Raw genomic sequence first — 13,112 nt, 5'->3', positions numbered from 1 at the left:
ATGAAAAATTTTCTCTTCGCATTACGTTACCTGCGCAAATTGCGAGGCGGTACCGTTGCCCGCGTCATTTCGCTCTCGCTGGGATTGGCCGTGGGCCTGCTGATTTTCTCCTATGCCAATTATAACCTCACGTCCGACCGTTGTTTCCGCGACGGTGACCGCATCTACCAGTTGTGGGTACATTACAATGCACCGCAGATGACGGGGTATTCCTCGTCGCTCCAGGCGCCGATCGCCCCGGCGCTGGCCGAAGAGATTCCGCAGATCGAGGCCGCGACGCGCCTTTGGGGAACGACATCCGACGATGTGGTACGCGGGGACAATTCGTTTCCGATGCAATATATTCTGGCCGATACGATGTTTTTCGACGTGCTGGGCTTCGATGTGCTCCAGGGCGATCCGCACCGGGCGCTTGCGCAGGAGAACCAGGTGATGATTTCGGAATCGGCCGCCCGCACCATCTTCGGGAAGAAAGATCCCGTCGGGGAACTGTTGTTGCTGAAAGGCACCGATTCGCTGACCGTTTCGGGTGTCTTCCGCGATCCCGATCCCAACCAGCACCTCGGGAAATTCAACATGCTTCGTTCGTTCGAATATGCCCGCCGGACGATGAACACGTCGTGGCGGGGCGGCGACTCGTTCGCCAGCTATGTCAAATTGCGCGAGGGCGTGCAGATCGGCCAGGTCGAGGCGCAGGCGGAAACATTCATCGACCGCCACGAGCTGCGGGGCATGATGGAAGAGTGGGGCATGAAGTGGTATTTCTTTCCGATCACCGAATCGTCACGCGTCGATTCTTCTGTCGAGCTGATTTCGTGGGTGCTGATGGCGCTTGCGGCCCTCACGCTTTTCGTTGCGGCGATGAACTACGTACTCATATCTATTTCGACGCTGGTCAGCCGCTCGAAGACCATCGCCATGCTCAAGGTCGGCGGCGCCCGGCGTTCGGACATTTTCCGCATCTTCTGCTCCGAAACCGCCGTGCTGACCCTCGCTTCGGTCGTCGTGGCCGCTTTCCTGCTGTGGGCCCTGCAGGATCAGGTACGGGAGATTACTGGTACGCCGATGGCCGAGCTTTTCGCCCTGAAACGCATCTGGGTGCCGCTGATCGTCATCCTCGCCGCATTCGCCCTCGCGGCGCTCGTCCCGGCGCGGATTTTCACCTCGATTCCCGTGACATTGGCGTTTCGCGGTGCGACGGACAACCGCCGCCGCTGGAAGCAGGTTTTGCTCGTCGTCGAAATTGTCAGTTGTACGTTCACCCTTACGCTCCTGCTGCTTGCCGTGCTGCAGTTCGACAAACTCCGCAACGGCGACTTCGGATTCGTGCACGACCGCATTGTCTATACCCGGTTCAAGACGCCGCTTCCGGGCATGGCCCCCATCTGCGACGCCGTGGCCGCCCTTCCCGAGGTCGAGGCAGCGGGCGCTTCCGAGGATGTGCCCATCTGGGGTTATTCGGGCCAGCCCTGCTACGATGAGAAGAGCAAGGAACTCCTGTTTTCGTGCCGTTATACGCTCTGCAACGAAGCCTATATGCCCGCGATGGGCATGCAGATTGCCGCCGGCCGCAATTTCGTTCCGCAGAGCAACCCGTTCGAGGTCATTGTCAACGAAACCTACGTCCGCCTGCGCGGCTGGACGCCCCGGGAAGCCGTAGGGCGCCAAATCATCGATGAGGACAGCGCCGATGCGCGCCTTTATACCATCGTCGGCGTCGTGAAGGATTTCCGTACGGTTATCGCCACGGGACAGGTCGACCCGATCGTGATGCATCCGCTGAATTATTACACTTCGTTCTCCCGGTATACGCCGGAGATCAAAATCAGGTGGTACCTGATGATCCGCCTGCGCGAAATGTCGCCCGGGGCGCTGGCCGCCGTGCAGCGCAAGATCGAGGAATACCCTTCGGACAATAACCACGTGCTTACGGTCTACGACGATCTGCTGGGCGATACCCTTTCCGAGATACGCAGTTTCCGCAACATCGTCTTCACGGTCAGCGGCATCACGTTGCTCATCGCCCTGATGGGGCTTGTGGGTTACCTGGGCGACGAGATGCGCCGCCGCAGCAAGGAGATCGCCCTGCGCAAGGTCAACGGGGCTTCGACGGCCGACGTGCTGCGCCTGCTCTCGCGCGACGTGCTGTGGATTGCGGTTCCTTCCGTCATTGTCGGAGCCGCCATAAGCCGCTGGGGCGCTGACCTGCTGGTCAGCAACTTCGTCGAACGCGTGGCGCTCCGCTGGTGGCTCTTCGCCCTGTGCGGGTCGGTGGTGCTGCTGATCGTCTGTGCCGTGCAGCTCGTCCGCACGTGGCGCATCGCCAATGCCAACCCGATCGATATGATTAAAACCGAATAAACGCCATGAAGATCGCATTCCGCAATTTCCTAACGACACTGCGGCGCTATAAGGTTTCGTCGTTGCTGAACGTCATAGGCCTGACGCTGGCATTTACCGCGTTCTACGTCATCATGACGCAGGTCTGGTGGGAGCTGGGTTACAACCGTTCGCTGCACGAAGCCGACCGTATTTATCTCGTGGAGAACGAGGACTGGTACGAGCCCGGGAAATGGTCGTCGTGGCTTAACCGGCCGGTGCCCGAGCGTGTCATCGCTTCGACGGCGGGGGTCGAAGTCGGGGGCTGCATGTGGGGCGGTTTCGGCTCCGGAACCTGTTGGACGAGCAACGAGCCTTCGTTCGGGTATAATAAATTTTCTGCTTCCTGCGGTTCGGTATCGCTGCCTTTCCTCGATGTTTTCGCTTTCCGTTCGGTCGAGGGCGATGTGCATGACCTCGGAAAACCGAAGAGCGTCATCGTTTCCCGCGAGGCGGCCGAACGGATGCGGGTCGGCGTGGGCAGCCTCATATGGGTCGATACCGATGAACCCCAGCCCGACGGGGCAATGGAAGTCGTGGCGGTTTTCGAAGACTTTCCGGACAATTCGTTGCTGGGAGAGTGCGAGGTGGTGAAAAATCTGGGCGAAACGAACCTTTATACCACTTCGGAGTGGAGTTTCAATTATTTCGTCAAATTCAGGCCCGGTGCCGATCCCGACGAGTTTGCGCGCCAGTGGACGAACGTGAACCAGGAGATGCAGCGCGAGGCGGCCGAGAAACGTGCGGCGGCCGGGGACGCCGCAGATGACGACGACGAATCGGGTATCTACGGCGTGCGCCTTTCTCCGGTATCGGAACTCTATTTCGAGTCGGATTCACAGGCGCCCTGCCGGCAGGGGTCTGTTGTCACGACCTATACTCTGCTGGGTATTGCCGTGTTGGTTATCGTGCTGGCTTTCATCAACTTCGTTAACTTCTTTTTCGCGCTGGTGCCGGTGCGCATCCGTACCGTCAATACGTTCAAGGTCTTCGGCGCTCCCGCCTCGTCGCTGCGCTTCAATTTCGTGTTCGAGGCGTTCGGGCTCGTCCTGATCGCTTTGCTGGCGGCCTGGTACGTTTCCTTTGCCTTGCAGGGCACCGAATTCGCCAGCTACATTTCCGCATCGCTGGCGCTGTCGCAGAATTTGGAAGTCGTGGGGCTGGTAGCCGTTGTAGCTTTCGTCATGGCGCTCGCCGCCAGCCTCTACCCTGCGTGGTATATCACGTCGTTCGCCCCGGCGCTGGTCGTCAAGGGATCCTTCGGCGGAACCCGCAGCGGCCGCCGGCTGCGTACGCTGCTGCTGGGCGTGCAGTTCTTCATCTCCATCGGGCTGATCATCGCGACCAGTTTCATTCGCCTGCAACACGACTACATGATGCACTATGATATGGGTTTCGACAAGGAAAACCTCCTCGCCGTGCGGCTTTCCCAACGTGGGGCGGTAAGTTATGACGCCCTTCGGCAGAAACTTCTATCCGACCCTCAGGTAAAGGATGTTACGGGAGCTACGAGCCGTTTGGTGTCGGTCGGGCGTATGGGCTGGGGCCGGGAGTTCAAGGGCCGTCAGGTCGCTTTCCAGAGTTATGTCGTACAACCTGATTTCTTGCGCGTGATGGGTATCCCGATTACCGACGGACGCGATTTCCTGGAGAGCGACTTCGACAAGGAACTCGGAACGATGATTTTCAACGAAGCGGCGCGGCGGGAATTTGAAATGCAGGTCGGCGACCGTATCAACGGTTTCGTGTCGCCCGACGAGCAAATTGTAGGTTTCTGTGCCGATTTCAACTTCAAGCCCCTGCAATACGGTGTATCGCCCTTCTGTTTCTATCTTCTTCCGAAGAAAATCCAGCAGGAAAATTACTGGCACCTGCCTCATGTGGTCTATGTGCGGATGACGCCCGGAGCCGATATTGCGGCTGTTACCGCCCATATCCGCCGCTATATCGCGGAGGTCGATCCCCGCACGGAGCCGGGCGATATCGTCGTTCGTGTTTTCGACGAGGAGCTGGGCCTCGAGTACGACAACGAACGCAAACTGACGGCCATCGTCGGGCTGTTCGCGCTGTTGGCCGTCGTGATCGCCCTGATGGGCGTCTTCGGGCTGGTGCTGTTCGAGACGCAGCACCGCCGCCGCGAAATCGCCGTGCGCCGGGTAATGGGGGCTTCGCGGGGCGAAATCCTCGCCATGTTCAACCGCCGCTACGTCATGCTGGTCGCCGTGTGTTTCGTGCTGGCCGTCCCGGTAAGCATCTGGGCCGTCAGGCACTGGCTCGCAGGCTTCGCCTATGCCGTGCCGCTGTACTGGTGGGTCTTTGCCCTGGCACTGGCGGGGGTGCTGGCCGTCACGGCACTCACCGTCACCGTCCGCTCGTGGCGTGCCGTTAACGAAAACCCGGCCGAATCCGTGAAATCCGAATAAATCAAATCAATATCAACAATAAAAACCTGTTTGTTATGTCAATGCTGAAAGTTGAGAACCTCAAGAAGGTTTTCCGTACCGAAGAGATCGAGACCATCGCACTGAACGGCGTGACGTTCGAAGTGAAGGAGGGTGAATTCGTCGCCGTCATGGGTCCCTCGGGCTGCGGCAAGTCCACGCTGCTCAATATCCTGGGGCTTCTGGACAATCCCACCTCGGGCAGCTATACGCTGCTCGGCCACGAGGTCGCCGGGTTCCGGGAGAAAGACCGCACGAAATTCCGCAAGGGGAATATCGGGTTCGTCTTCCAGTCGTTCAACCTGATCGACGAACTGAACGTCTTCGAGAACGTCGAGCTGCCGTTGATCTACATGCGCGTCAAGGCGTCCGAGCGCAAGCGTCGCGTCAACGAGATCCTGAGCCGCATGAACATTTCGCACCGCGCCGAGCACTTCCCCCAGCAGCTCTCGGGCGGACAGCAGCAACGTGTGGCCATCGCCCGTGCCGTGGTGTCGAACCCCAAGCTGATCCTGGCCGACGAGCCCACGGGTAACCTCGACTCGAAGAACGGCCGCGAGGTGATGGAACTGCTTTCGGAGCTGAACCGTGAGGGTACGACCGTCATCATGGTGACCCACTCGCAGCACGATTCGACTTACGCGCACCGGGTGCTGCACCTGTTCGACGGCGAGCTGGTCAAGGATCTCGTCAACAAACTGTGATTCCTGTACCTGACCGATAAAAAGTTCATTCCATAAGTGGGGAGGCCGGAGTATTCCGGCCTCTTTTGTGCCGTCCCTGTCCGTGTCCTGTGCGGTGCCTGTTCTGTTTTCCGGGAGCGGACGGCTGGCGGTGGCCATCCCCGGATGCCGCCCGGAGCCGTTCCGGGTCATTTTAGGTATTTTCGCGTATTGACCTTTTGCGCCGGAATCACGACTTTTGTGAACCCAAACGACCTTGTTTATGAGAATGATTTTGCTCGTATTGCTGTTGCTCGGCTTGATTGTACCCGCCCGCGCGCAGCAGCCCGACACGACCACTGTGACATCTTCGGTTGAGGAGCTTTCGGCGGAAATCGCGGCCCTCAAAGCCAAAACGTCCACCTGGGACAAAGTGCTGGCCGCCCTGCCGGAAATTTCGGGATATGTCCAGACCGGTTACGTATGGAGCGACCGTTCGTCGACCTTTTTTATCAAACGCGTACGTCTGAACCTGGCGGGCGTCATCGCTCCGAAACTGGATTACCGTGTCCAGATCGAATTCGCTTCGCCGAAAATCGTCGACGCCTACTTGTGTTACAAACCGTTCGATGAGCTCAACGTCCAGCTGGGCGAATACAAGCTGCCTTTTTCGATCGAGAATACCGACTATGTGCCGCTCAGATATGAGTTCATCGAATACCCCCTTTCGTTGTGCAAACTGATGGGGTTCAGCGACCTCTGCGGACTTTCGGCCACAGGCCGCGACCTGGGCGCGCAGCTGTTCGGAGGATTTTTCAAGCGCGACGGATACAGTATCCTGAACTACAACTTCGGCGTTTTCAACGGCGAGGGGCTGAACGTCAAGGATAAGAACAAAAGCAAGGACATCGTGGCGCGCCTTACGGTCAAGCCCGTCGCCGGATTGCAGTTCGCGGGATCGTACTACCGGGGCGAGTACGGCGAGGATTACCTGAAGCGCATCCGTTACGGTGCCGGTGCCTGCTACGATTACGGGCGCCTCGTCCTGCGCGGCGAATACATCTGCGGCACGACGGGCGGCCTCGACAGCGAGGGATGGTATGCTGTAGCGGGCTGGCGCGTGACCCGGACATTGTTGCCGGCGGTGCGGTACGATACCTTTCTCGAAGACAGCTCCCGCGGTTCGAGCCGCCAGACCAATTATACGGCCGGGCTTACATGGCAACCCGTGAAATACCTGCGCTGCCAGCTGGATTACACCTACGAAGATTTCACCGCGCGGGGTGTCGCCGGCCGCAATGTGGTGGCACTGATGCTTTCCGGCATATTTTAACCTGAAAAAATGATAAAATAAAAATGAAAAAGTGGATGGAACAATTCCGGGTCGAGGACTGGGTGGTGGTCTGGGTGAGCATTCCCCTGCTGGCGCTGGCCGCGGTCGCACCTTCCGCGCTGCCCAAAGTCCCCGCGACGTTGCTGGGCGGCGCTGCGTGGAGCAATATCGCCTGTCTCTTCGCCATCGTGCTGGTGGTGCTCTATGCCGGGTGCCTGATGCTGCGGCGTCCGCTCAGGGGGCTCCTGCCGTCGCTCGTGGCCGTCTTCGCCGTCTCGTTGCTGGCGCAGATCGTTGCCAAGATCCCCTCCGTGTCGTATTACGGCTTCGAATCGGTATTCTTCTCGGTGCTCTTCGGGTTGCTGATCCGCAACGTGTGGCATGTTCCCGCGTGGCTGAAACCCGCGATCCAGGGTGAATTCTACATCAAGATCGGCGTTGTGTGCCTCGGTGCCACGATCCTCTTCAGCGACGTGATGAAATCGGGCGTCTTCGGTCTGGTGCAGGCGTGCCTGGTGGTCGCCGTCGTGTGGTTCTTCGCTTTCCGGATTTCGCGCCGCATGAAGATCGACGAACGCTCGGCGATGATCCTTTCGAGCGGCGTGTCGATCTGCGGCGTGTCGGCCTGTATCACGGCGGCCCGCGTGGCGGGCGGCGACGACCGGAAACTTTCGTACATCGTTTCGCTGGTGCTGATCGTCGTCGTGCCGATGATCTATCTGATGCCGTGGTTGGCGCATGCGATCCTGCCGCATATTTTCGACGATCCGCATGTCGTGCAGGAGGTCGCCGGGGCGTGGATCGGCGGTACGATCGACACTACGTCGGGTGTCGCCGCATCGAGCATGATCGTGGGCGAAGTGGCCAACCAGCATGCCGTCATCATCAAGGCTGCGCAGAACGTACTGATCGGCGTGGTGGCGTTCTTCATCGCGCTTTACCTCTCGACGCGCCGCGGCGATAAGGCCGGGCAGGCCCCGTCGCTGGGGATCGTGTGGGAGAAATTCCCGAAATTCATCATCGGCTTCGTTGCCGCATCGCTGGTATTCAGTGTATTGCAGGGAAACGGCCTTTTTACGGCCGATGCCAGGGGCAAACTTGCCGAGCCGGGTGTCGCCAAAATGTTCTCGACGGTATTTTTCTCGCTGGCCTTCGTCTGCGTGGGGCTCGATACGCGCCTCAAGGATATCGTTTCCCGGGAGAACCGCAATCTGCTGTGGGCGTTCCTCGCCGCCCAGGCTTTCAATATCGTCGTTACGTTCCTCATCGCGCTCGTGCTGTTCGGCGTGCTGAAACCAATGCTGGGATAATCCTCGGCGGGAGGCCTCTCCATTGCCCCCGAAACCGAAAGGTTCGGGGGCTTTTCATATTTCCGGCCGGGCTGTAATGCTCGTCCGCTGCCCGCCGCCCGCCAATCCTGCCCGTTCATCCGTCCATTCGCCCGTCCGCCCTTTCCGTGCGTTTGCCGCCCTGTCCTGCCGGCTCCGCTTGTCTGCGGCCTGCTCTGTCTTGCAGTCTGCCCGTCTGTCTGATCCCGTCTGCCTGTGCCTTATGCTGCAAGGGTATTTCTTGTCCGGAATACCCTGCACGCAATGCCGTTATGGCCGAATAACATATTTTTCGGCCTTTTTAAGTTGTCCGATGGTTAGTTTTGCTGGCGTGATTCCGCCGGGACATGCATCCGTGTACTTCGGGCGGCGGAAAAAATTCCAAATCTAACCATAAACAACTAAAATGTATGGCGACAGTAAAAGTCAAGCTCAGGGAATCGTCGGTCGGCGGGAAAGCGGGAGTAATATGTTACCAGCTTTGCCATCGGCGCAAATCGCAGCAGATAACTACCTCCATGCGTCTCCAGCCCCGGCAGTGGGATGCAAGGCGCGGGTGTGTCATCACGCCCCTATCGGGGGAAGCCCATGCGTTGCTGTCCGTGCAGCAGCGGATCGACCGTGATCTGTGTCTGTTGCATACGATCATCCGGGATCTCGAATTCCGGCAGGAGGGCTACTCGCTCAGGGATGTTGTCGACCGGTTCCGCAACTCCCGGCGGAGCACTGTGCTCGCCTATGTCGAAACGCAGGCCGCAAGGCTCGAGGCGAACGGGAAGTTGGGGACGGCGCGCAACTACCGGCGGACACTCGGGAGTTTCTCCGATTTCCTGGGCGGACGGGATATTCCCTTTTCGCTCGTCGATGAACGGCTTGTGGGGCAGTATGACGACTGGCTCCGGCGCCGGGGCATTGTCCGCAATACCGTCTCGTTTTATATGCGGATATTGCGCGCGGTCTATAATAAAGCCGTGAAGGAGGATATCGTACCACAGGCCGATCCTTTCCGGTATGTGTATACCGGTGTCGACCATACCTGCAAACGTGCCGTCGGCGAGGATGTCGTCGTGCGGCTCCGGCGGCTGGATCTGACGCACTCCCCGTCCCTGGCCTTGGCCCGGGATATTTTTATTTTCAGTTATTGTACGCGCGGGATGGCGTTCGTGGACATTGCCTTCCTGAGGAATCAGGATATCGTCGGGGATACGATCCGTTATGTCCGCCGCAAGACCGGGCAGCGCCTCGTTATCCGTATCGAGCCCTGCATCGCGAAGCTTATCGGGCGCTATGCCGGTGCAGGGCGCATATCCGGCTATGTTTTTCCGCTGCTCAGTTCGGACGATCCGGTCAGGGCGTTTTCCCAATACCGTACGGCCCTTGACTATTATAATCGTCGGTTGAAAAAGCTGTCCGGTTTGCTGGGGCTCGAAGTCCCGCTCTCCTCCTATACCTCGCGGCATACGTGGGCGACTGCTGCCCGGAACCATAACATTCCGTTGTCGGTCATCAGTGCGGGAATGGGACATGCTTCGGAAAAAACCACGCAGATTTACCTGGCCTCGCTCGAAAACTCCGTTATCGACCAGGCGAACCGGAGCCTGATAGCATCCTTATACGTGTAAGGTCTCTATGTAAGAGACCTTTATAACTTTCGCAAAAGTACTAAAAATAAAGTATATACCCAAATTTTTTAAACCATATTTTTGTTTACAACGCCGCTTGTTTCTGTAAAAAAAATTTGAATATCAAAAACTTATTGTTTTTATCCTGATTGTTTGCAAGAATTGCTCACTAAGTGGATGAATTCAGTGCTCTTTTAATCCGATTCGGGCTATTTGCAGGCAATAGTTAAGCAGTGTTAGAAAAAACACCCTTCATTATATGTCATCCAATTGATTATCAGACGGCAACTAAGATGTAACTATCTCTTACATAGAGACCGCACTTTAAAATACGGAAGTGTTCTTATGGGAGGCGCATAATTGGTTGAAAATCTTAGTTTTACGAGGTTTTCAATGTCCCCATGGAACGCTTTTTTCTCAACTATACGCCCTTTTCGGGTGCCGAATACCGACTTAACGGATCGCAATAATGGACTGTCAGGATACAGATACCAAATGGTATGTGCTTCGGGTTACCTATCAGCGCGAACTCTCCACCAAGGAGTATCTCGACAAACTGCATGTCGAGAATTTCGTGCCGGTAAGGGTCGTACGCCGCCGGGATTCCAAGGGCCGGTTTTCCCGGGTACGGGAAGCTGCGGTGCACAACTATATTTTCGTCCGCTCCACGCGTGAAGTTATCGACGACCTGAAGACATTCAGGCTGCCGATTCTGCGCTATGTGATGCATCAGCAAAACGGCGAGAACCAGATTATGACCGTGCCCGAGTCCCAGATGCGCAATTTTATCGCCGTGGCCGCCAATATCGACGAACCGGTGATTTTCCTTTCGCCCGAAGAGGTCGTGTTGTCGAAAGGCGACAAGGTGAGGATTACGGACGGCGTATTCATGGGTGTCGAAGGCACGTTCATGCGGGTGAAAAACACCCGGGACAGACGTGTCGTCGTCAAGATCGACGGCATCACGGCGGTCGCTACCGCTTCCATTCCGTCCGCGTTGGTCGAAAAAATATGATCCTTGGCACTTTAAGCCTGTAAAAGGAACTGTTCCGGTTCCGATAAATTACTGACATGACACCGAATTACCTGAAAAAAATGCTGCCGTTGCTGCTGGATGCCGATCCCGCCCAAGCGACGAACGTGCGCCTGGTGTCGTTGGCAAGGGCTTTTGTCGCGGGCTATGAATTGGTGTCGTCCGTGGCGCCTGCCGGGGAATTCGGTACGGAGGAAACCTTCCGCAACAGAATTGACAGCTTGTTCTGGGTGCTGTCTGAACGCTCTGAACACGAGCCCGATACAGCGATCCGTAGCCGGATGGTACATGCCATGTATTCGCTTGCCTGCGAAACGGTATTTTCCGCCGATCGACGGAAGAAGAACTGTTGTTACCGGGCTGCGGACGCACTTGTCCGGGATTTTATGGGCGGTGTCGGTGCCCGGCCGGGAAACAGCTTGTTTCAGCAGACGAGCGTCTGCATGTGCGTGGCCGACCTGCTCTATCCCGCGCCGGCTGCCGATGACGAATACCTGCTGTTCCTGAAACGGCAGTTGGCCGGCTGGACATCCGCCCTGGATGCTGACGGCTGCTGGCCGGGGGTGTCGTTCCGGGTCGCGTTGGAACGCATCGGGGTGATGAACCGGGTTGCCTGTATGTTTCCCGACTTGGGGAATGATACCGCGATAAGGCGGGCGGCGGGGTATTACCGCAGGTGCGTACGCGTCCCTGCCGACCCCCTGAATTTCGACGAGAGGTACCTCTGTACGCTGGGACGGATGTACGAGGTCGCATTGCAGGGCAATGCCCTCCCTGTCGATAAACCCGCAGCGCGGCGGATCGCCCGGTTCATGTACGATTACAGCCTGACGCTGCCCGTGCGCGGCGATGCATGGTATTATTGCACTTCTTATGTCATACATTATATTGCCGAAAGTGTCGGGGCGCGACTGGAGGCTGAAATGGAACGGCATATCGCATAAATGAATAAGCCTGTTGAATTCCATTTGATTGCTGTCGATGTAAAACCCTCTTCCTTTTCCGGATAATAAAATGAATTAGTATGGCAACGCCTCTTTGCTACACAGTCCTCATTCCTTTCTTTATAGCCCTTTTCTTAGTCGGCTGGATCCACCCTAAACTGGTGAAGATCGCCCTGTTGAAAAACATCGTGGATAATCCGGATGCCCGTAAACTCCAGCGTACGCCTGTCCCGGTTTTGGGCGGCGTCGCCGTTTTCTTCGGGGTCGTGATCGCGATCGGGTGCATGAGCGCTGTCGTGGACTGCTCCGGACTGCCTGTCGTAATCATGGCCATGATGGCGATGCTCTATACCGGCACGATGGACGACATCCTGAACCTCTCTCCTTCCCTGCGGCTTTTGATCGAGATCGTCGTCGTGCTGTTGCTGGTCTTTGTCGGCGGCTATTGCATAAACGACTTCCACGGTTTGTGGGGCATCGGGCCGATCTCTTCCTGGTATGCCGTGCCGCTGACTGTTTTTGCCACCGTTGGCATTATCAACGCCATCAACCTGATGGACGGCGTAAACGGTCTTTCTTCGGGCTATTGTATCATGGCCTGCACCATCTTCGGCATACTTTTCCATCTCGCCGGCGAAGAGGCGATGACGATCCTGGCGGTAGTTTCGGTCGGGGCCCTGATTCCCTTCTTCCTGCACAATGTTTTCGGTAAATCCTCTAAGATGTTCATCGGCGACGGCGGGACGTTGGTCATGGGCACCGTCATGTCCGTCTTCGTAATTGCCATCCTGCAATCCGGTTCGCGGGTCGCAGCCGTTGTCGACCCGAATGTAGGGCTTGTACCGTTCACGCTGGCGGTGTTGTCGGTTCCCGTGTTCGATACGCTGCGCGTGATGTCGACGCGTATGCTGAAGGGCTCGTCGCCATTCCGTCCCGATAAGACGCACTTGCACCATATGTTCATCGAGATGGGTTGTTCCCATGTCGCGACGACATTGGCTATCTTGGGATTGAATACGGCGGTCGTATTATGCTGGTGGGTGTTCGAAGCGGCCGGTTTTTCCATCTCCGTCCAACTGTATGCGGTCGTCGGCATGGGTCTTCTGGCCACGTTCGGGTTGTATCATTTCATGCAGTGGCATATCCGCCGCGACACGAAATTCATGGGCGTTATTCGCCGGCTGGGTTACAAGACTCATATCAGCCGTACCGGATTTTTTTCTGGTTGCAGCAGGTCATGGATAAGGTTTGATTTTTTGTTCGCGACCCTGTATGTTCGGGACGCATTTCTATAAAATAGATTTAACTTACTGATAAATGAAAGGCATCATCTTGGCGGGTGGCAGCGGAACACGGTTGTACCCGATCAC

General features: G+C 57.2%; 9 protein-coding genes and 1 pseudogene. All 10 read left to right on the top strand.

The genetic code is table 11. The features are described from left to right. Positions 1-2,361 (top strand): ABC transporter permease, encoded by a 2,361-nt coding sequence (locus tag DW189_RS06050; protein WP_117507207.1) that lies wholly within the window; start codon positions 1-3, stop codon positions 2,359-2,361. A gap of 5 nt (positions 2,362-2,366) precedes the next feature. Then, a complete protein-coding gene (locus DW189_RS06045; RefSeq protein WP_117507206.1) occupies positions 2,367-4,802 on the top strand; it encodes an ABC transporter permease in 2,436 nt (811 codons plus the stop codon). 41 nt (positions 4,803-4,843) lie between these two features. Further along, a complete protein-coding gene (locus DW189_RS06040; protein WP_117507205.1) occupies positions 4,844-5,524 on the top strand; it encodes an ABC transporter ATP-binding protein in 681 nt (226 codons plus the stop codon). A 241-nt stretch (positions 5,525-5,765) separates the two neighbouring features. Then, on the top strand, positions 5,766-6,815 hold the full coding sequence (locus tag DW189_RS06035) for a porin (protein WP_117507204.1): 1,050 nt from the start codon (positions 5,766-5,768) through the stop codon (positions 6,813-6,815). 23 nt (positions 6,816-6,838) lie between these two features. Beyond that, complete coding sequence (locus DW189_RS06030) at positions 6,839-8,125, top strand: YeiH family protein (protein ID WP_117507203.1); 1,287 nt, start codon at positions 6,839-6,841, stop codon at positions 8,123-8,125. A gap of 428 nt (positions 8,126-8,553) precedes the next feature. Beyond that, positions 8,554-9,765, top strand: coding sequence for a tyrosine-type recombinase/integrase (locus DW189_RS06020; RefSeq protein ID WP_117507201.1), 1,212 nt, complete (start codon positions 8,554-8,556; stop codon positions 9,763-9,765). Between the two features lie 469 nt (positions 9,766-10,234). After that, complete coding sequence (locus tag DW189_RS06015) at positions 10,235-10,780, top strand: UpxY family transcription antiterminator (RefSeq protein WP_117507200.1); 546 nt, start codon at positions 10,235-10,237, stop codon at positions 10,778-10,780. A gap of 56 nt (positions 10,781-10,836) precedes the next feature. Further along, the gene (locus DW189_RS06010) at positions 10,837-11,742 is read left to right on the top strand and encodes a hypothetical protein (RefSeq protein ID WP_117507199.1); all 906 of its coding nucleotides are present in this window, start codon (positions 10,837-10,839) and stop codon (positions 11,740-11,742) included. 80 nt (positions 11,743-11,822) lie between these two features. Next, positions 11,823-12,994 (top strand): annotated as a pseudogene (locus DW189_RS06005) (glycosyltransferase family 4 protein). A 65-nt stretch (positions 12,995-13,059) separates the two neighbouring features. After that, on the top strand, positions 13,060-13,112 hold a 53-nt coding region (locus tag DW189_RS14740), incomplete at its 3' end, for a sugar phosphate nucleotidyltransferase (RefSeq protein ID WP_220398824.1).

It is taken from the genome of Alistipes sp. AM16-43, assembly GCF_003435745.1.
GTDB lineage: Bacteria > Bacteroidota > Bacteroidia > Bacteroidales > Rikenellaceae > Alistipes > Alistipes onderdonkii.
Note: the sequence above shows the minus strand (reverse complement) of the source record. Positions and strands in the feature narration are given on the sequence as shown.